Source organism: Aestuariibaculum sediminum (genome assembly GCF_014596945.1).
Classification (GTDB): domain Bacteria; phylum Bacteroidota; class Bacteroidia; order Flavobacteriales; family Flavobacteriaceae; genus Aestuariibaculum; species Aestuariibaculum sediminum.
Window position 1 is genome coordinate 29,536 of record NZ_JACVXB010000008.1, and the last position, 22,165, is coordinate 51,700.

8 protein-coding genes are annotated in these 22,165 nt (G+C 34.3%); 5 read left to right on the forward strand and 3 right to left on the reverse strand.

The genetic code is table 11. From position 1 onward, the window contains the following. Positions 1–5 precede the first annotated feature (5 nt). The gene (locus tag ICJ83_RS14740; RefSeq protein WP_188231175.1) at positions 6–1,823 is read right to left on the reverse strand and encodes a T9SS type A sorting domain-containing protein; all 1,818 of its coding nucleotides are present in this window, start codon (positions 1,821–1,823) and stop codon (positions 6–8) included. 62 nt (positions 1,824–1,885) lie between these two features. Next, a complete protein-coding gene (locus ICJ83_RS14745; protein ID WP_188231176.1) occupies positions 1,886–4,600 on the reverse strand; it encodes a pectinesterase family protein in 2,715 nt (904 codons plus the stop codon). Positions 4,601–4,862: 262 nt separating this feature from the next. Here ICJ83_RS14745 and ICJ83_RS14750 point away from each other — a divergent pair, with 262 nt between their 5' ends. From ICJ83_RS14750 to ICJ83_RS14760, 3 genes are all read left to right on the forward strand, one after another. Next, positions 4,863–9,245: a hybrid sensor histidine kinase/response regulator transcription factor gene (locus ICJ83_RS14750; protein WP_188231177.1), complete on the forward strand. Its 4,383-nt coding sequence runs from the start codon at positions 4,863–4,865 to the stop codon at positions 9,243–9,245. Between the two features lie 466 nt (positions 9,246–9,711). Continuing rightward, the gene (locus ICJ83_RS14755) at positions 9,712–15,153 is read left to right on the forward strand and encodes an HYR domain-containing protein (protein ID WP_188231178.1); all 5,442 of its coding nucleotides are present in this window, start codon (positions 9,712–9,714) and stop codon (positions 15,151–15,153) included. A 455-nt stretch (positions 15,154–15,608) separates the two neighbouring features. Further along, complete coding sequence (locus tag ICJ83_RS14760; RefSeq protein WP_188231179.1) at positions 15,609–16,556, forward strand: S1 family peptidase; 948 nt, start codon at positions 15,609–15,611, stop codon at positions 16,554–16,556. A gap of 182 nt (positions 16,557–16,738) precedes the next feature. Here ICJ83_RS14760 and ICJ83_RS14765 read toward each other — a convergent pair whose 3' ends face one another. Next, positions 16,739–17,326: an RNA polymerase sigma factor gene (locus ICJ83_RS14765; RefSeq protein WP_223154797.1), complete on the reverse strand. Its 588-nt coding sequence runs from the start codon at positions 17,324–17,326 to the stop codon at positions 16,739–16,741. A gap of 220 nt (positions 17,327–17,546) precedes the next feature. Here ICJ83_RS14765 and ICJ83_RS14770 point away from each other — a divergent pair, with 220 nt between their 5' ends. Together ICJ83_RS14770 and ICJ83_RS14775 are read left to right on the forward strand one after the other, a co-directional pair. Next, complete coding sequence (locus ICJ83_RS14770) at positions 17,547–18,695, forward strand: FecR family protein (protein WP_188231181.1); 1,149 nt, start codon at positions 17,547–17,549, stop codon at positions 18,693–18,695. Positions 18,696–18,849: 154 nt separating this feature from the next. Beyond that, positions 18,850–22,158 (forward strand): SusC/RagA family TonB-linked outer membrane protein, encoded by a 3,309-nt coding sequence (locus ICJ83_RS14775; RefSeq protein ID WP_223154798.1) that lies wholly within the window; start codon positions 18,850–18,852, stop codon positions 22,156–22,158. Positions 22,159–22,165: the final 7 nt, after the last annotated feature.

The window sequence follows — 22,165 nt, forward strand, 5'->3', positions numbered from 1 at the left end:
ATGGTTTATTCTTTGACAATGGTTTTATTTATAACACCATGGTCCGTAATTATTTTAATTACATAAATGCCTTCCCCTGAGTTAATGTTCACTTTTGTTGTTTTATTTATAATTTCGTTGGCGTTTATTAAGCGAATTTGTTGACCAAGCATATTGAATACCGAAATTTGTTTAACCTTTCCTGCTTTAGCGAAATCTATATGAAATTCATTTTTAAATGGTACGGGATATATTTTTATTAAAGAGTTATCAATGGTATTGTCTCCTACAGATAAAGAATTTTTATTTTGACTACTTATTATTGAAGAAACAAGGTGATTTAAATAAACTTCCACATTCGTATAACCTCCGTCTAGAGAAGTAGATGTTCCATCGGAAGCATTGTTTTTATTAAGTCCGTTTGCGTCCTCCCATGTATCTGGCATACCATCACTATCGGTATCAGTAGGAGCTATTGTTGAATTGTATACCGGCCATCCACCAACATCAGTTTGTGTATCAATGATACCATTAGAGCTGCCATTAGAACCATTATATGTATAAGTGCCATTTTCTGTTTCGGTAACTATTCGAACATCTATAGCGTCGCGCACCAGGGAAGCCCCACCATATGCAAGCACTTTTGCATAAGCCTCGGTAGCAGAATGTGTTGAAACATTACCTTGCACATTGTGCGGTACATTTAGTTTCATCATTGTTTTATCGGATTCAGAAATGGGAATGGTATACTCACATATTATGGTATTTCCGCCACTATCTTTACATGAACTTGGATAGGTATTATAGGTGCTATGAAATTGATTATACACGCCATATGTCCAATTATCATTAGTGGGATTGGGATGCCCATGTACATAATTACCATCAATGTAAAACTTTCCCCAAGTATCATATACTGCAGTGCCTTTTACTTTATTCTTATCGATTGATATAATTCGCCCTTCTTTAGTTGTTCCGTTATTTGCTAATGTGGCAGGACCTGGCTTGTAATAGTTATTAATAAGGTTTATATTCATCGCTTCACCGCCATAGGAGCTATTGTGTCCCCAATTATAAATGACATTGTTTCTAAAATCCACTAAGTCGGTAAGAGCGAAAGCTGACCCAGCTGTCTCACCAAATCTTGCATTACGACTATCATGGTGGGCCAATAAGTTATGATGAAAGGAAGCATTTTTTCCTCCCCAAATACCACCATAACCATGAGCACCCTTTCCATGAACAGAATTGCGCAGGCTTTCTGAAATAATGCACCATTGTACGGTTGAGTTTTGATTATTATAAAAAGACACACATTCATCTGTAGACCAGCTCATAGAGCAATGGTCTATAATAATATTGTTATGGAATCTGCCACCTAAAGCATCGCCTTCATGTTGTGCTTCATCCCCCATTCTAAATCTCATAAAGCGGATTATTACATTATCGGCATCAACGGTTACAGAATAATTTTTTAAGCATATACCATCACCAGGGGCAGACTGGCCAGCTATGGTAATATTTCCGTTAGTTATTTTTAAATCTTTGGTAAGTTCAATAATTCCAGAAACTTTAAACATAACAGTTCTCGTTCCACTAGCCTCAACAGCTGCACGTAAACTGCCTGTTCCAGAGTCGTTCAAATTGGTTACATATATAATCTGACCACCTCTGCCTCCTGTAACTTGCATTCCAAAACCTTCAGCCCCAGGAAATGCTGATGGGTCAACCAAGCTATTAAAAGCATTTAAATAATTTGAAGTAATCGTAATTTTATTTGCATTTTCTCTTGGTAAAAAAGCGCAAAAGAGTAATGGAATAATTAATAATAAAATTTTCCTCATAGATGTATGAATTAATATTAAATACGCATTTTTCATTTTGATTTAAAGCACATTTCTTTTGTTTAATTTTTATAAATCTTGAGAGTTCCCAACTTGCCGTCTATTTTATAGCGAACAATATAGATTCCTGATTTCAGCCACTTAATGTCAATAGCTTTAGAAGCTTTTGTTTTGTGTACGTTCTGTCCTAAAAGGTTATAGATTTCAAGGTTTTCTAGATGACCTTTTATTTTTAACATGCCGGATTCTATAAAAACCTTGTCGTCTATACTTAAACTAGAATCAACAATAATAGAACCAATGCCTGATAGCAAACCAGGGTGTGTAGAAGCATCGTACGTTCCATTTGCCAGCGAAGTTCCGTTTAGTGTAAATTGTTGCACTGTAACATCAACATTTAATACCGCGGTAGCACTTCCTGCAATATCCATATTCAAAATAGGACCTGCGCATTTAGCATGATTGAAAATGGCCTGGTTATTCACTGCTAGGTCAATTTTTCCATTCCCGAAGGCATTTTCAAGCAACCCGTTAATTGCAGAATATCCTCCCGCATTATAGGCGGCTATGGTTAAGTCCCATGTTCCTGTAAAACTACTGTTATCTCCACCTAAGTTTACGGTGGCACTATTAGCAATATCTCTTGTATTACGCACTATCACTTTATTGGTACCGGTAATGGTTCCTGGTAATTCCATGATACTACCGGCAACATTTGCACTATTCATAAAAAGAGAGATATCGCCTTCAAGAGCGATATCGGCATCTAGATAAAATCCAGTTCCACTTGTAGCATATGAAATATTGGTTCCCTGGTACATGGTAACAGAACCTAAACATTCAGAATCATTTCGTCTTAAACGAATACTCCCCCCATTTTGCACATACATATTTCCAGCAAATGGCGCGCTTTGAGCCTCAATGGTTACGCCATCGACAATAATTTTTTCGCCTGTTTCAGGTAATAGTGCGGGTGAATAATTATTAGCATCGTCCCAATTTCCTCCAAGAAACGTAAACTCACTTGGTCGTCCTATAATTATTTTACCACTACCGCTAATAGTAGAGGCATGTGTAGTAGCATCGTACTGTCCAATAGGTTGTATGGTACCATCAATATACCATTCGCTAATGGTAATATCTTGGTTAAGGACGAGTTGCGCTGTTCCTTCTGTATAAAGCGCTGTATTCACATCAATGGCATTGCTAACATCAATGGTTAAGGCGCCATTGGTTTTTACAGTTATTTTGCCAGATGTACCTAAGGCACTTTCAACTTTAGCTTGTAAATCTCCTGCATCAACAATCACATCTCCCGAAAAACCGGTGTTTTCATTGTTGAATAGGCATATGCCAGAACCTGTTTTAGTAATTTGATGCACACCAATAAGAGCGGCTGTTATATTGAGGTTGTTAGCGGTATTTATATAAGAATCGCCTTTTGTTTTAATAGTTCCTGCAAAAGATACATTAGCAGAAGACGAAAGTGTTGATTGATTAAGTGTTAATAGGGTTGCTGAACTGCTAGCTGAAACATCTATTATTGCTCCATTTATTAAATTTAAATCGGCCGCAAAGTTTCCTCCATTAGCATCTATAGTTATGTTGCCATCAACATTTGCCGCTTCAGAGATTGTAGGAATTCCATCCGGATTCCAGTTATTAGCTTCCAGCCATCTATTTGTTCCAGCACCACCATCCCAATCGTAAACGGTTACTGTTGGTGCTATTACTGTAGGGTCCCAATTATCAGAACCAGCCAGAACGATTTCGGGTTCATATAAATTGGCCTCTGTTTGATCTACCATGGCTCTTAGACCAGCCCAATCCGCTCTTCCGCTCATATTAGCTCCTGCACCCGTATTCATCCATTCATACAAGTGAAGGTCTGTACTCGTATCTGAATAGGCCATATTCCACTTATCACCCCATCCTTCAGGATGAATTTCTGCTGGCATGTCGCAATACAGCCAAGCTACTTTTGGGTATTCGTGCCATGGCCGCCCTAGTCGAATTAAAGCGCCATCATCTCCAGCTCTGGGGCTGTTCGGCTTGTAAGTTAAATGGCACTCATAAAAAACAAACCCATAATCCTGATTGATGGTAGTCGAAGGAGCAGTAATCCAGCCGCCGCCGTAACTTCTTATCTCACACTGATTAAAAAATGCTACACCTCGACCGTAGATATAATCGGTTCTTCCCTCTATCACACACCCATCAAAATAAGCTCTGGAGGTTTCGTTCATCCAAAAATAAATAGTGTCTTGGTATGCTAGTATGTCGCAATTAACAAATACGTTCCGGTCTGATTGAATGGTAAGAGCTTGAGCTTGACCAACTGGTCCAGCTGTATTACGAAAGCTGATGTTTTCAGCCCTAAAATCGTTAGCCATAATGGTTAGTGTAGCTGCCGTTCTTATCAAGTCACTATTGCTGTTCCAAAGTGCAACTTTTTCGTCAGGACAAAGCCCGTCACCACCATCATTACAATTATAAATGTCGTAAGAAATAATGGTTTCTTGCCTACTTTCTCCAATTAAGGTGATGTTTGTTTTGTTGGCAGGGATGATTAACTTTTCTTGGTCGTAAAGCCCTCGTTTTACATAAATAATTGTTGGTGTGCCAGCGGGAGCGGCATTAAAAGCCGCTTGAATGGAAGTGAAGTCTCCCGTTCCATTAATATCTACTGTAATATCTGGAGTAAAGTTTTGAGCATAAGCAACAAGAGATAGTAATAGGCCAATAAAGAATAGGCCTACTCTTTTAGGGAGTTTCATAATAATTAGTGGTCTTATTTAGTTTAGTTTCGACCATATAGAATAAATCTATATGCAATCGATTACAAAAATACAATAATCAAGGACTTTCAGTATGGTCAAATTACAATAATAAAGGGGGTAAATAACAAATGGAGCTTTTTTATGAGTTATATTGTATTAATAATAAATTGTATATTTCTTATTTTAAAATCATGTTTTAAAACATATTTATGATTACCAATTTTAATTTTTAAGACCTTCCATTTAAGAACTAATGTTAATGAAACGAATAGAAAACTTTTACTTTTTATTTATAATTTTTTTAGGAGCTTTTAATTGGCTGGAAGGGCAACAAAATTTCTCGGTGGAACATTTTTTAGTTGAAGACGGTCTGCCTCATAATACCATAAGTCATATTATCCAAGATAAAAAAGGGTTTATATGGATGGCCACTTTTAATGGGCTTAGTAAATATGATGGTTATACTTTTCAAAACTATAAGCCACAATCGTCTGATGAAGTTTTGATGAAAAATAATCGCATCGATAAAATTATTGAGGATGAATATGGCCGTATTTGGATGCAGTCTAATTCAAATAAACCAAATACGTTTTGTTTCGACCCCAAAACAGAAGTTTTTTGGAATACTGATTTAATTCCAGATTTACCCAGAGGAGAGTTTAGACTAAGTGGCGTAAAAACGAGTAAATCGGGATTAGTATGGCTGCTTTCTGAAACGAATGGGTGTATTTTAGTTTCCGATTCATTATTTAAAACTAAAGTATATAGTAAAGAACTAAATACACTTAATGCGTCGACTGTAAATTCGGTTTATGAAGATGCACAAGGTAACTCATGGTTATTAACTAATAACGGGCTAACGCTTTTAAAGGTAAATAATTTAAATAAACCCAATTATTACTTTTCAAAGCAAACGGGACAAGCTACGTGTTTTTACACAACCGTGGAATTTGATGATGAAATTTGGTTTGGAGGATCACAAGGAATAATTGCCAAATACTCAAAGATAGATCATTCTTTTAGAACACTTAAGCTTGAGTTGAATGCTAATATAATTTGGATGAAAAAGCTTAACCAGCAGACTGTTTTAGCTGTTACAAACCAAGAAGGCTTTTGTTCTATAAATATTGACACCGGTGTTATTCAGTTTTATAATTCTAAAACACTTTCAGGTCTAAATACCGATGATTTGTCTCCTGTAACTCTTTTACAAAATAGGTGGTTTTGGTTTGTAAATAATCAAAAAACAGGTATTAATCTTTTTGATTTTTCTAAACAACAGCTTCATTGTTATCCATCTAACAATCAGAGTTTACCAGTGCCTACGTCTATTCCTAGATCTTTTGTTTTTACCGATCTTATGGGGGATATTTGGATACAACCTCAAGGTGGAGGTTTCTCAAAATTCAACCAAAATAATAATGAACTTACACCATTTAATTATAAGGGCTATTTTCCAAAAGGTAATTTTTCAAATAGTTTTCTTGCTGCATTATTCGATAAGCAAGGTAATCTATGGTATAGTACGCGTTCATCGGGTTTGGTAAAAGTGGTATTTAGTGAAAACAAGTTTAAAACAACTATTACAACTAATGGGTTTAATCAATCTTCTATTAACGATGTTAGAGCGATTATGCAGGATAAATCAGGAAATATTTGGGTAGGTAACAAACAAAACAAAATAATTGTTTTAGATAAAGATTTTAATAGAATTGGAGATTTTTCTTCCTTGGGAATGTTAAAAGACAATGCCAAATGGAATAAACCCGCTTATAAAATTTTACAAGATAATCAATTGAATATTTGGATTGGTACCCGAGGCGATGGGCTTTACAAATTAATTCCGAAAGAGACTTCTTTTTCTTACAAAGTGATTCATTTTAAGTCAGATAATTCCAACCCCTATAGTATAAGTAGTAATGATATTTACAGTATTTTTCAAGATAAAACTAATAGAATTTGGTTAGGAACATTTGGAGGAGGTGTTAATCTCATAGAAACTGATGCTTTTGGAGAAACCAGTTTTATTAATTACAAAAATAAATGGCACCATTATCCTATTAATGTTTTTAATAAGGTTCGCTGTTTAAAACAAACCTCTGAAGGGTTATTGTGTGCAGGAACAACTAAAGGAATGTTGATTTTTAATCCAAACGAGATTTTACAACCTCAATCTGAATTTAAAACGTATGAAATTGGTTTAAAGGAAACACATAAAGGATTAAGTGGAAATGATGTAATTGATATTTGTATCACCAAAAAAGAAGAAATTTTTATTGCCACAGTTTCTGGAGGTATTAACAAAGTAACAGAAAAAGATTCTTTTGGATTTCCGGTAACTTTTAAAAGTTTTACTAAAAAAGAAGGTTTGCCTTCAGATAATATACTTTCATTATTAGAAGATGTTGATGGTAAAATATGGGTTACAACAGATTATACATTATCTCGTTTTAATCCTGAGCAAGAATTTTTTGAAGTTTTTCATGACGTAAAACCAAATATTTCTCATGGTAATTTTTCAGAGGCAACCAGTGTGCAATTAAGTTCAGGAGAATTGCTGTTCGGGTTTTCTGAAGGCATTTTACATTTTTTTTCTGAGGATTTTAAAACTAATAATTATTCTCCTTATTTAGCATTATCAAACTTTCAACTATTTAACCAAAGCGTTCCTATAAACAAGGATTCTCCATTAAGTTTATCTTTAGATAATACCAAAGGGTTGGTTTTATCTCACAACCAAAATTTCTTTACCATTGAATTTGCCGCTTTAGATTATAAAAAGCCTGCAAACATTAATTATTCCTACAAATTGGAAGAGTTTGATAAAAACTGGAACAACAATCAAACATATGGTTCTGCAACGTACACCAATGTCCCTAAAGGAGAATATGTTTTTAAGGTAAAGTCAACCAATAGTCAAGGCGTTTGGGTCGAAAACCAGCGAGAGTTACCTATTAAGATAAAACCATCTATTTGGGAGACTAATTTGGCCTATGCTCTGTACACAATAGTTTTTATTGTTGTTTTTTTATTGGTTAACTATGTTGTTATTACAATCTATCGTTTAAAAACTAAAGTGAAGTTAGAAAAAGAAATGTTTAACATGAAACAAAAGTTTTTTACAGACATTTCTCATGAACTCCGAACTCCTTTAACACTCATTGCATCACCCATAGAATATTTAATTAATGACAATAGAACACCAGAAACCATAAAAAAGCAACTTTTATTCATATCGCATAATTCGAATAGGTTGCAGCGGTTGGTTAATCAAATATTGGATTTCCGTAAGATAGAGGAAACAAAAATTAAAGTTTCTGAAATAAAAGTTGCGATGTTTGTAAAAGATATTTTCAATGATTTTAAGGGAGTTGCAAAAGAACGGGGTGTTAATTTTAAATTTTTTAATTACGCAAATGATTCTACAATTTGGGTAGACAAAAATGGTTTCGAAAAAATAATAATAAATCTTTTATCCAACGCTTTAAAATTTACTCCAAAAGGAAAATCTGTTTATGTTAAAATAACTAATAATGAGAAACAATTAGGAATTCATGTGGTAGATGAAGGAATAGGAATTTCAAAGGATAACCAAAAAAAGCTATTTAATCGCTTTGTGTCATTTAATAATAAAATTAATAGGCCAAGTACGGGAATTGGTTTGTCTTTGATAAAAGAGATAACTGCTAAGCATAGCGCAAAATTACATTTTGATAGTGAAGAAGGAAAAGGTAGTGCCTTTTCTGTGTATTTTAAATTAGGTAAGGCACATTTTTCAAACGATGTAGATTTTATAACCGAGGAAGAAATAACAGAACCAATATTAGATCCAACATTATTGTCCACTACAAATGTGATGCAAGAAAAAGTTAAAATTTTGGTTGTTGAAGACAAATTAGAATTACGGTTATTCATTAAATCTATTCTTGAGGATAAATACGAAGTAATAGAGGCAGAAGATGGAGAAAAGGGTTATGAATTAGCTATAATGGAAGCTCCCACATTTATTGTTAGTGATATTATGATGCCTAATTTAAATGGAGTTGATTTTTTAAAGAAGATTAGAAACAATACTGAAACAAGTCATATTCCAGTAATTCTTCTTACTGCTAAAACCAATATAGAAAGTAAGCTAGAAGGCCTTTCTTATGGAGCAGACGATTATATTACAAAACCTTTTAGTGTATCTTATTTTATTGCTCGAATAGAAAACTTACTTAATCAGAGAAAGAGATTGCAGGATATTTTTAGTGTTTTTGATAAAAGTGTTAATGGCTATAAGCCAATGCCAAGCTTGATTACAGAACAGGATGAAGAGATAATGAAAAAAGTAATGCATTCTATTGAAAAAAACATAGATAATAACAATTTTACGGTGGAAGAATTAGGAGCAATAGTTGGAATTAATCGTACTACATTTGGTAATAAAATAAAAAGTTTAACGGGATTTACCCCTGTGGAATTTATTAAAGATGTAAGATTAAAGAGAGCAGAACAGCTTATTGTTAATACTCAGCTATTAATAAAGGAAATTGCCTCAATGTCAGGTTTTGTGGACATGAAATATTTTGGTAAGTCTTTTAAAAAAAAATATGGAGTAACTCCAATGGAATATAGAAAACAAAAAAACAGATTTGAATAGCCAGTTTAAAGGAAAACTGACACTGTCCCGTAAAGTTTTTGTTAAACAAATTTCTACAACCAGGATAACTGCGATTGGAATCAGTAGCATCTTTAAATTTTCTTTAGTATTTGCTTACCTAAATTATTCAACCTTATATTTTTAGATCCATTAAGTCTTAAGATTTATGGCTGAGTACAAATAGCAACTCCAAATTATTGCTAATGCTATTTTGGGTGGCTTGCACATACTGGTCACTGTATCGATTTTAAGGAAGGTGCATGCCTAAAATGTTAGATAAATAAGAGCAAATTTAACCACAAATGAATCGATTGAAATACTTAGTTTACTTGTCCTGTTCACAATGGTATAAGTATTTGATAATTAATAATTAAAAAATTAATGAAAAGAACTTAAGTTATGTAGATGGTTGGTTATTTCATCATTAGTAATTAAATTAGCTATTGATTAACCCTATTTAACTTTTATGATAAAGCTATACCAATTTTATGTTCATGGAATTCTAAAGATTTTATTAAGTTACCACCTAAATTCTTTCACAAATAAATTAGCTACATTATTGTTTTTTATTGTATTACTTCAAGTTAATGTTGCTGGGGCTCAAAACCTTGTTCATAATTTTGAGTTTAACGGTAATTTCAATGACTCCAAAAGTACGGGGATTTCTTTAACACCAGATAATATAGCAACTTCATCTTTTCAAACTAATCCCAACGGATGGACTTGGACACAGCCAACTTCCCCAGGAGGAGGATTGGTATTACAAACCGACCAACTTTCCGATCCACAAAGTTATTCTTTGGGATTTCGTATAGAATTCGATCAAACAAGTCCAGGTTATAAAAAAATTCTCTCTTTTAAAGGGCAAACAGATGATAACGGATTGTACTACCACAATTCCAATTTGCAGTTTTATCCTTTTGGAGCAAATAATGCCTTGACTTATGCTGCTAATACTTTTTATGATTTTGTGTTTGTTAGAAATAGTAGTGACAATATCAAAGTTTATATTGTTGATGCAAGCGGCAGTGTAACTCAGGTTTATGATGAATCGGATGTAAGCGATGCCTCAGTGCCTCATCAAGTAAATGGAAAATATGAATTTCTATTTTTTAAAAATGATAATGTCGGAACCGAGCATACCACAGGCGGTACAATTCGTGGAATCCGATTATGGGATGCACCCCTTTCGGCAGCAGAGATTTCAGGAGCTCTTTCGTCAGTCACAACAGGGGATCCGTTAGTTGTAACTTCAGGATCAGCTACTTTTTCAGGAGAAGTAAATCCACAGGGCACTTCAGCAAATTTTGAATTCGAGTATGGTGAAACAACTGCTTATGGACAAACAGTTACGGGTAGTCCAGCAAGCGGCACTGGAAATGCGCCTATTGCTGTTCAAGCTACCGTTTTAGGTTTAAAGGCAGAAACTACATATCATTACCGGTTAAAATCTACCAATGTGTCTGGTTCAGCCTATGGTTCTGATAAAACGTTTACAACTTTAGCCGCGCCGGGTGGGGTAACTGGTTCTGAAATTTGGCTTGATGCTTCTGACCCTGATGCAGATGGTGATATTGCAAATAACCCGGGAGATGGTATAGATATTACCACGTGGAAAGATAAATCGGGTAATGGAAATGATGTTACTACCTCTGGTATTACACAAGGAGGAGTTAATCCGCCTTCGTATCTTAATAATCAATTTAACGGAAAAGCTGCATTGCGTTTTGACAAGAATAATAGTGAGGCTTTGGGTAAAATTCTTGATTCGAATTACCTTGGAGATTTTACCGTATTTATTGTTTTAGAAGGACAAACAGCTTCTCCTGCTAATTTCGAATCATTTTTTAGTTCATGGAACGATCCAAACAACGCCTCTAGCTTTCAGATAGACTATAACAGCGGTTCGTCTAATTTTCAGGTACGAACAACTGAAGGAAATGTTGCTTTCGGTCCTTTTAATCAAGAACTTGATCTTTTCACAGTTCGGCAAGAAAATAACAATCTGGAAACTTACTCGGACGGCGTACTGCAAAACAACCTGAACGTTAGTACTACGAAAGGATTTAATGCCTATCGCATTGGGATCAATAGAAATGCAGGCTCTTTTTACGATTCAAAAATAGCAGAGGTTATTATTTATCCAAGAGCCTTAAATGCTTGTGAAATGGAAGAGGTGAACGATTATCTGGGATCAAAATATGGACGTGATTATTATAACCTAGCTTCGAATTTTAACCATACTACAGACTTCCCAAATGATGTTGCCGGAATTGGAGCTTTCTCGTCGGCCTGTTCAGGAAATAAAACAATTAACGAAGGAATATCAAGTATCTTAACTATCAACAACCCTAGTTCAAATGATACGCCTAATGAATTCCTTACATTGGCACATAATGACGGAACATTAACAACATCAGGTGCTAATTTACCTTTAGATCAGTCCGGAATGTTACGACTGGAAAAAGCCTGGAAAGCTGACCGTGACGGAGATGTAGGAACCGTAGATATGCAATTTGATATAGACGGTATTTCCGTTAGTGGAACACAAACTTCTGAGTTTCTTTTGGTAATTGATTCGGATGGTGATGGTGATTTTAATACGGGCACTACACAGGTTGTAAATGCTGATACTTTTGCAAATAACAGGGTTGATTTTAATGGCGTTTTAATCCCTGACGGAGGGGTGTTTACCTTGATTACGGGCGCAACTCCAGGACCGGGAGTATCAGGTACTAATTTATGGCTAAAAGCGAATAACGGAACGACTAGCAGTGGATCAGACCTAACCAGCTGGGTCGATCAAAGTGGCATCAATACTTTTACCAAAGTTGGAACATTAGGACTTAAACAAAATGCCGTAAATTTTAATCCAACAGTAGAAATTCTTAATACCAATGCTCCTGCTAATCAGTTGCCACCAAACCGGTTAGATGGCAATGCACCGATTACCGTTTCCGAAGCTTATGCTGTATATAAAACCAATTCAGAATCGCATGCTACTGTTGTTGGAACTACAGTTTCTTATCCTCCAAGTGATCCAAATTACGGAAATTGGGGTAATGCATTTTTTGGAGGGTTACTCAATAAATGGGCTTTAGTAAGCCGTGGATCGCCTTACCAATATTATGCTAATCCGGTACTAACAGATCAATTTTCAATAAACAATTTTGATGTGGGAACTACTCATGCATCTAATCAATCGGCAAGATTTAATGGTGCTTTTTTGAATACTACTAATAGTGGTGAAGACTTTAGTGAAGTGTTGCTGACCCCGATGGTAGGAGGAACAAACAATCCCTCTACTTCTGGTTGGCTGCCTATGGATGGGGAAATAGCTGAAATTTTATTATTCCCAAGCTCCTTAATCTTGGATGATAAAATTAAAGTAGAGTCATATCTCGCTGTTAAATATGGAGTCAATCTAGCTTCTTCTTTAGGAAACTATTTGGCCTCAGATAATACCATTATTTGGGGTAATACTACCTATTGGAATGATGTTTTTGGAGTAGGAAAAGATGATGGCAGCGGTTTGAATCAGATTCAAAGTAATAGTATCAATACCGGTTCAGGAGATGGAACAGGTCAAAGCGGTAAAGGGAATATAGTAATTAGTAGCCCTACTAGTTTAGATGACGGTGATTTTATAATGATAGGTCATGATAATGGAGCATTGACTGAGCAGTCAACAGGTTTGCCTGATTCTGAAAGTTGTTTTGCTAGGTTAACCAGAGAATGGAAAGTAGCTGTAACCAACGACCCCGGTGCGGTAATGTTATCTTTTGATTTAAAAGGATTAACAGTTGGCGGTTCAGATGTTTCAGATTTTAAAATATTAATAGACTCAGATGGTGATGGCGATTTTACTAGTGGGGCATCCTCAGTGGTGGCCTCGAGTTTAGCTAATAATATTTTGACTTTTAATAATTTAACTTTAGTCGATGGTGTAGTGTTTACTTTCATTACAGGAACAGAAACTATTCAACCCACAATTACTACTTCAGGTCCAATAATGGTAAGCTCAGATTCGGGGGGTTGTACCTATGCAAGTTCACAATTAACCCCTCCAACTACAAGTGATAATTGTGGAGTTGCAAGTGTTGTAGCAAGTCCATCGACTTTAGTTTTAGGATCTAATACGGTTACTTGGACAGTGACCGATGATTCAGGAAATACAGCAACATCAACTCAAACCGTTACTGTAGAAGATAATGAATTACCTACTGTAGGGACTTCAAGCCCATTAACAGTAAGTTCTGATGCCGGGGTTTGTACCTATGCAGGTTCTCAGTTAACTCCGCCAACTACAAGTGATAATTGTGGTGTGGCAAGTGTTGTAGCGAGTCCATCGAGTTTAGTTTTAGGATCTAATACGGTAACATGGACAGTTACCGATAATTCAGGAAATATAGCAACATCAACCCAAGAAGTAACTGTGGAAGATAATGAACTACCAACAATTACTACTTTAGGAGACTTAACATTTGCAGCCAATGCAGGTGTTTGTACTTATGAGGCTTCGAAATTGCCTCAGCCAACTACTGATGATAATTGCGGAGTCGCAAGTGTTGTACCTAACCCATCTGTTTTAGTTTTAGGGGTTAATACGGTAACATGGACCGTAACTGATGTTTCTGGTAATGTTAACACAGTTGACCAGTCGATTACCATTATAGACAATGAAAAGCCAAACATTTCTAGTTTAAGTGATTTTACAGTTGAGGCCGATACAGGTGTTTGTACTTATGATAGTTCTCAATTGCCGCCACCGGTGACAAATGATAACTGTGGTGTAGCCAGTGTTGTGGTAAGTCCTTCTGTTTTGAGTTTAGGGGCGAATACAGTTACCTGGACTGTAACGGATGATTCTGGTAATAAAAGTACCTCTACTCATATTGTGACTGTTCAAGAAAATGAGCTGCCGACTATAGCAACCTTAGGCGCTATTACGGTGCATTCGGATGCAGGTGTTTGTACCTATAGTAGCTTGCAACTTCCATTGCCCGCAACCAGTGATAATTGTGGGGTGGCCAGTGTTGTGGCAAATCCATCTGAATTAAGTTTAGGTTTAAATACAGTAACCTGGACAGTAACTGATGATTCAGGAAATACTCAAAACTCAATTCAAGAGGTAACAGTTGTAGATAATGAAGATCCAATTATTGGAACCTTAAGTGCAATAAGTGTAAATACAGATAGTGGTGAATGTACATACAATATTTCGCAATTGCCACCACCAACAACCAGCGATAATTGTGGTGTAGCGAGTATAGTTCCTAGTCAAAGCATATTGAGTTTAGGATTAAATACCATAACCTGGACAGTTACTGATGACTCAGGGAACACAAGAAGTTCAATTCAAGAGATAACAGTATTAGACAATGTTGCTCCGATAGTGAGTTGTCCTTCGGATCAAACTGTAAATCCAGGGTCTGGAAATTTATACATACTTCCCGATTATTTTGGAACATCGGAAGTAACTGTGTTTGATTATTGTACTAACCCAATAACCATTTTAACGCAAAGTCCCAACGCAGGAACTCAATTGGCTGACGGAATACATACTATTACATTCACAGCAGAGGACGCTAGTGGAAATATAGGGGACTGTAGCTTTGATTTAACTGTTGACTCAACATTAGGTGTAGTCGAAAATACAGATGTATTAAAGGACTTAAAACTTTATCCGAATCCAACATCTAGTATTGTAAAAATACAAAACCTTTCAAACATAAAATTAACTCTTTTGACGATTTACGATATGATGGGGCGTGTAATAAATAGTATTGACTTAAAGCAAATGGGAGAGGAGAAAGAGATTGATTTATCTTCGTTGGAAAGTGCGGTATATTTATTTGAAATCCACAGTGAGCAAGGAAAGTTAGTTAAGTCAGTTGTGAAACGATAATTTATTATATAGAATTAATTATGTGAACCTTAAATGTTTTTTGAAGAAATAATCATGTAATGCGGAACTTGTATGGTTTTGGTTTCACTTATTTTAGAAAACACAAATATTTGAATGTTATTTTTGTACGCTATTATAGAATTTTAGTGTGCATTTTTGCGGACCTGTTAAAGTGTTCTTTAAGGTACACGGTATCTTTAAATTAAAAGTTAGACTTTCCTTTAAATAGTCTTTAGCTATATTTTCATTTTTTAAGTCCTATTCAATTAAAATTCCTAAAATACATGTCTAAGAAAAAAAGAATCAAGTATTAGGGGATTTAATAATATGAGCCGTCTAATAGGTGTGGTAAGGGAAAAGGATTAAAATTAAGTTACTCACAAGGTTTTTTCTTTTTCATAAAAGAAGTAGCCTTATTCACGCTAAAGTAGCATATTAATATAATTAAAAACTAAATGAAAAATCGTAGGAATTACTCAAGCAGTAAAATGAATAAAATGTATGGTAAATATTTTATTGTAACCGCACTCGCAATTATTTTGTTAAGTTGCAATTCAGGAAGAATATATACTGCCAATTCAGAGGAAAAAATTGAAAAAGTTTCCATGCCAAAGCACAATTCGAAATTCTTTAAAGATATTACGGCAAAAGCTCAGGAATTAATAAGTGCTAATAAATATACCCCCTTTGATACGTTGCAATCTCAAAAAATAGAACGTTCTGAAGAAAATTCGGAAGTATTTATTAGTTCTTATAAACCGGATATAATGACAGGTAATGAAATTTATAATTACTTACAGGCATCTACTATGATAATTGGGGCATCTTATCTATGCGACCGATGTCCAAATATTCATTTAAATTGTGCTACCGGGTTTGTAATTCACGAAGACGGCGTTGTTGTCACCAATTATCATGTTATTGATGTTAAGGAAAAAATGGACATATCATCTATTTTTGCTTCAGACCATAAAGGTAATTTGTATCCTGTTTCTAAAATTTTGTCAGCTAGCAAAGCAAATGATGTTGCAATATTACAATTGGACACGAATGGAGAAAAGCTAAAAGAGTTGCCACTTGCCCCAGTAGAATTGGTTGGTGAAACTATTTATACTATGGGTCATCCTTTTTACAATCATTATTTTATGACCAAAGGTATAGTGGGAAGAAAATATATTAAAGAGCACACCAATGTTTCTAAAATAGCAATAACAGCTGATTTTGGACAGGGGTCAAGTGGAGGACCTGTAGTTAACGAAAATGGTCAGCTCGTTGGTATTGTAAGTTCTACGCTTGCTAATTACAGTAACAGGTCTAAAGACGATGGCGACCTGCAACTACTAATTAAAGAGGTTATTCCTGTAAGTGTACTGCATCAATATGTAAAGAAATCTAAAGAATAATTTCTGTTTAAAATAAAATTATTCATTATAAGACGTTCGGAGTTCATCTATTTCACTTTTTCATTTTCCTTAATAGATAAACATTCAAAGTATCATGTGATATAGGAGTTTAATCAAGAATATTTTTCTTTAGATAAACAAAAAAACTCTGGACGTTTTAAGAAAATAGCATTTGTATTACCTTAACAGAAAGTCTTTTTAACCTCATTTGAAGGCATAAGCGCAATATATAACAGTAAATTATTGTCTTCAAAACCTAATCTAATTTTTTTAAAAGCCAATCGCATTTGGGCATCGACTGTTTTTTCTGATATATTTAATTTAGAAGCAATTTCTTTGTAGTTGAGACCTCTTAATTTATTGAGTTCTAAAATTTCTTTACATTTTGGAGGAAGGGTATTTATGAGTTTTTTTAATTGAAGAATGCGTTTTTCCTGGTATTCTTTATTTTCTGTTATTAACTCCCTTAAAATGTCCTGACGCAGTTCTTCGAAAAATAAATTTTGCTTTTTGGTAGTTCTGTATTGGTCAATAAAAGTGTTGTAAGCTATTTTGTATAAATAACTTTTTAAGGATTTTACCCCTTCTAATTTTAGTCTTTTTTCCCAAATGGTTATAAACACTTGTTGCACTATATCTTCCGAAGCAGGCACATCGTTTGTGTAGGTAGTAATATAAATAACCAGAGGACGATAGTACTTTGAAAATAATGAATTAAAGGCCTCTTTATCATTATTTGCGATAGCTTGTATTAACCCCAAATCCTCCATTATTATTTATTCTTTTATTAAATCTATGTAATTATTTTGAATTAATTTAAAAAAAATCTCCACTTTGAAGAATAGTATAAATCGCAATAAATACTCGAAAAGAGACATAATACTAGGCTTAAATACAAACTAAATAAAGATTATTTCAAAAAAAAATAATTTTTTTTAGGGGTATTTAAAATCTTAATACGTCTAGGGTGTAAATATAAGATTAAAAAAGTTGAAAAAATTAATTCGCAAATTTTTATCGCATTCAATTTCTGATTCAGAAAAAGAGGAACTGCGCATTTGGTTAAAGAACCAAAAAAACTACAACACATTTAAAGCCTATGTGCGAGATGACTATGATTTAACATCTTTGCTTGATAGTTTGGATGAGCAGTTGGCTTATAATAAAGTATTGAGTAAAATAAATAAAACAGACAAAGTTCGTTTTCTAAATCCACGAAGGGTAAGTAGCTTACTTAAATACGCAGCGGTTGTTTTAATACTTCTTACAGTGGGATATGTGGCATTTAGAAATAATAGTAACCAACTACCTGAGCCAATTATTGTTAATAACAATATAAAACCAGTTAGTAATAAAGCAATTTTAACACTGCAAGACGGAACTGATATTAATCTGGATGAAGAGAAGAATTATGCGAATTTGAATCTAACCAGTACAGGAAAAGAGTTGATTTATAAGGAAGATCCATCATCAAATGTAGCTGTAACATATAATTATCTAACTGTTCCGAGAGGTGGCGAATTTCAAGTTGCTTTAACCGACGGAACAAAGGTTTGGTTGAACTCCGATAGTCAATTAAAGTATCCTACAAATTTCCCGAAAGGAAAAACCAGAGTAGTAGAACTTGTTTACGGAGAAGCGTATTTTGATGTTGCTTCAAGTACTAAAAACAATGGAACCTCCTTTAAAGTTATGGTTTCGCAGCAGGAAGTTCAAGTTTTAGGAACTGAGTTTAATATAAAAGCCTATTACGATGAAGATAACGTGTCTACCACTTTGGTTGAAGGTAGTATAGCTTTAGTAACTGAAAGCAATGAGGAAATACTAAAACCTAATGATAAGGCGATCTTTAATAAAACGAACCAGGATTTATTCATAGAAAGTGTAGACGTTTATAATGAAATTTCATGGAAGGATAACGTCTATAGTTTCGAACATAAACCTTTAAAAGAAATAATGAAAGTACTATCACGCTGGTACGATATGGAAGTAGAATTTGAAGGTGATGGTATAGAAAATATTCGTTTTAACGGTGTGCTGGACAAAAAACAAAATATTGAAGAAATTATAGAAAACATAAAAGATTTAGGATTTATAAATACCTATGAAATATATGATAAAACACTCATATTAAAATAAAAAAAAAGGAACGAAGAGAAGAAACTTGCCGGAATCGATCTTCGCCCCTGATAGTAATGAATTAATTTATAATAAACTAACCCAGAACAAATTTATGGAAAAAAATCAGAATTGTTTATTTCCTTTTATTAGGAAGAAAATGCTAATTAATATTATGAGGCTACTCACATTTTTATTATGCATTAGCTCATTTGCAATTAACCCTGCGAAATTAATATCGCAGAATGCAAAAATTAAGATTGAAGCTAGCGAATCTTTAACTGTTGATGAGGTATTTAAACTTATTAGAAATCAAACAGATTACAGGTTTATCTATCAAGAAGATTTATTTAGCAATGCACCGAAGGTTTACGTAAAAAAGGGAGAAATCCCAGTTAAAGATTTGCTTGGGCAGTTTTTAACTAATAACAATTACATTTTTGAGTTAACTGAAAATAATACCATTTTAATCAAAGATGAACTTAGTAATCAACAAAAACAATTTCGAGTAACCGGAACTATTTCAGATATGGATGGTATGCCTTTGATGGGAGTTAACGTTTTCGTTAAAGGAAAAGCAAGCGGAAGTGTAAGCGATATGGACGGAAAGTTTAAGGTGGTTGCATCGAAAGGTGATGTTGTAGTATTTAGCTATATAGGTTATACTACTAAGGAAATTGTAATAGACGACCAAAAGGTTCTTAATGTTGTGATGGAATCGGATGTATCTGAACTACAGGAGGTTGTTATTACAGGTTATTACGAAAGAAAGAAAGAAAGCTTTACAGGGGCCGAAACTACTATTTCGGGAGAAGAATTAACAGCATTATCCGGCCAGAATATCCTAAAAGCATTGGCAATAGCAGTACCAACATTTAAGTTGGTTGAGAATAACGAATTTGGTAGTGACCCAAATAGGTTGCCTGATTTTCAAATACGAGGTAGTAGCAGTATCAATACTGGAACTGACCTAAATTCTGAGTTTCAAAATAATCCAAATATGCCGACTTTTATTTTGGATGGATTTGAAGTGTCAGCGGAAATTATTTTCGACTTAGATCCTAACCGAGTAGCAAACGTTACGGTACTTAGAGATGCCGCGGCAACAGCAATCTATGGATCAAGGGCAGCAAATGGTGTCGTAATTATCGAGACTAAAAGGCCTAAGGAAGGTAAAATGACAGTTTATTACAATACAAACTTAAATTTAGCAGCTGCCGATTTATCAGATTACAACTTAATGAATGCCAGAGAAAAGTTAGAGTATGAAAACCTAGCTGGATTATATAACCATCCTAATGTAGCTGTTAATGAGGATCGTCAAGAAAAGTATAATGAAATTCTAACACTTGTAGAACAAGGGGTTAACACCGATTGGATATCTATTCCTGTACGAAAGCTTGGAACAACAAGTGCTCATTCATTATCCATTGAAGGTGGCGATGAACACTTTTTATATTCTTTTGGTGTAAATAGTAATAATAATGTAGGAGCTTTAAAGGGCTCAGATCGTTCAAGAAATGGTATGAACATTAAATTACAGCATACTAGAGAGAAAATGAAATTCATGAATACTACCTCGTTTAATAGTGTTAAGAGTTACAACTCTAAATACGGTAGTTTTGCATCTTATACATTGCTTAATCCGTATTTCTATCCTTATGATGAAAATGGTAATATTAAAAGAGATTTATATGTTTTTAATGATGGAACGCGTGTAGCAAACGCTTTATATAATTCAACATTAAATATTAAAAACGAGAGTGAATACACCAATTTCCTGAATAATTTTTCTTTTGCATGGAATGTTACAGATGCATTTAAAGTTACGAGCCGTATCGGAATAAATTTAAAGAAGGGGTCAAGTGATAACTTCTTACCAGGAGATCATTCTTCGTTTGTTAATTCAGCTGTTAAAGGCAGATATAAAAAAGGTTCTGATAAATCATTTTCTTATGACGGTAACATTGTATTGTCTTACAATAAGATGTTTGGAGAAAGCCATTTACTTAATGCTACAGGTATATACAATATTTCAGAAACTAAATTGGATTCCTACTCAATTACTGCAGAAAATTTCCCAAATGCAAATTTGGACCATATTAGTATGGGAACACAGTATCAAGAGGGAAGCTCGCCTTCGGGAAACTATGAGGTACAGCGTTTAGTAGGGTTCGTAGGTAACTTGAATTACTCTTATGATAATCGTTATGTTGCAGACTTTTCCGTTAGATCGGATGCTTCATCGGTTTTCGGAGCCAACGATCGTTGGGCAACATTCTTTAGTGGTGGTCTTGGTTGGAACTTACATAAAGAAAATTTCCTTATAGATAACGACAAAGTACAATTGTTAAAGGTTAGAACATCTTTGGGGCAAACTGGAGGAACCAAGTTTAACCCATACCAATCTTTTATGATGTTTAATTATAATGATGGGTCTTTAGATAATCTTACTTATAATGGCAATTTAGGAGCTATTTTAATCGCTTTGGGTAATCCAGATTTAAAGTGGCAGATTAATAATAAGTTTAATTTAGGTTTAGATTTTGGGTTTTTCTCAAATCGTTTAACAGGTAATTTTAACTACTATAACGAAATATCTAAAAATCAGCTTATTAATGTAACATTAGCACCGTCAGTTGGATTTTCAACATATACCGAAAATTTAGGAAAAGTAAAAAATGAAGGTATCGAATTGAGCATGAGGTATGCTATTATGAAGCCTCAAAGTGCTAATAATGGTTTGAGATGGGATGTTTTTGTTAACGTTTTACATAATAAAAACAGCTTGTTAGAAATTAATGATGCTTTAACAGCATTCAATGAAAGACAGGATGAATTGGCTGGTGATGAGGAAAACCCAAATACAAAACCTGTAGTAAAATATGAGGAAGGACGTTCGATTAACACAATATGGGCAGTTAAGTCCTTAGGAATCGACCCATCGAGTGGTCAGGAAATATTTGTTGATAGAAATGGAGATATTACAAACGATTATCGATTTTCAGATCAAAGAGCATTAGCAACAAGGGACCCAAAGCTGGAAGGTACTTTTGGAACTTTTTTAAAGTATTCTAATTTCGAACTGGGCGCATATTTTTCATACCGATTAGGTGGTTATTTATATAACCAAACTTTGGTTGATAAAGTAGAAAATGTAAATCCTAATACAAACGCGGATAGACGCGTGTTGTATGACAGATGGAAACAACCTGGAGATGTAGCATTATTTAAAGCAATAAGCGACAGATCAAGAACATTCCCATCGTCAAGATTCATTGAAAAGGATAATGAGTTAAGATTAGCATCTTTGAACCTTGCGTACGATTTTAAAGATAACTTAACAAAAAAGTTAGGGTTTAACCGTTTAAGAGCTGCAATTATAGCTAACGATGTCTTTAGAGCAAACACTTCAAGGATAGAGCGCGGAACGTCTTATCCATTCGCACGCTATTATTCATTTAACATCCAACTATCACTTTAAAAAAAAC

Coding starts and splice junctions, on each gene's coding strand:
- ICJ83_RS14740 (WP_188231175.1), bottom strand. CDS start 1,823: ATGAGGAAAATTTTATTATTAATTATTCCATTACTCTTTTGCGCTTTT.
- ICJ83_RS14745 (WP_188231176.1), bottom strand. CDS start 4,600: ATGAAACTCCCTAAAAGAGTAGGCCTATTCTTTATTGGCCTATTACTA.
- ICJ83_RS14750 (WP_188231177.1), top strand. CDS start 4,863: ATGAAACGAATAGAAAACTTTTACTTTTTATTTATAATTTTTTTAGGA.
- ICJ83_RS14755 (WP_188231178.1), top strand. CDS start 9,712: ATGATAAAGCTATACCAATTTTATGTTCATGGAATTCTAAAGATTTTA.
- ICJ83_RS14760 (WP_188231179.1), top strand. CDS start 15,609: ATGAAAAATCGTAGGAATTACTCAAGCAGTAAAATGAATAAAATGTAT.
- ICJ83_RS14765 (WP_223154797.1), bottom strand. CDS start 17,326: ATGGAGGATTTGGGGTTAATACAAGCTATCGCAAATAATGATAAAGAG.
- ICJ83_RS14775 (WP_223154798.1), top strand. CDS start 18,850: ATGAGGCTACTCACATTTTTATTATGCATTAGCTCATTTGCAATTAAC.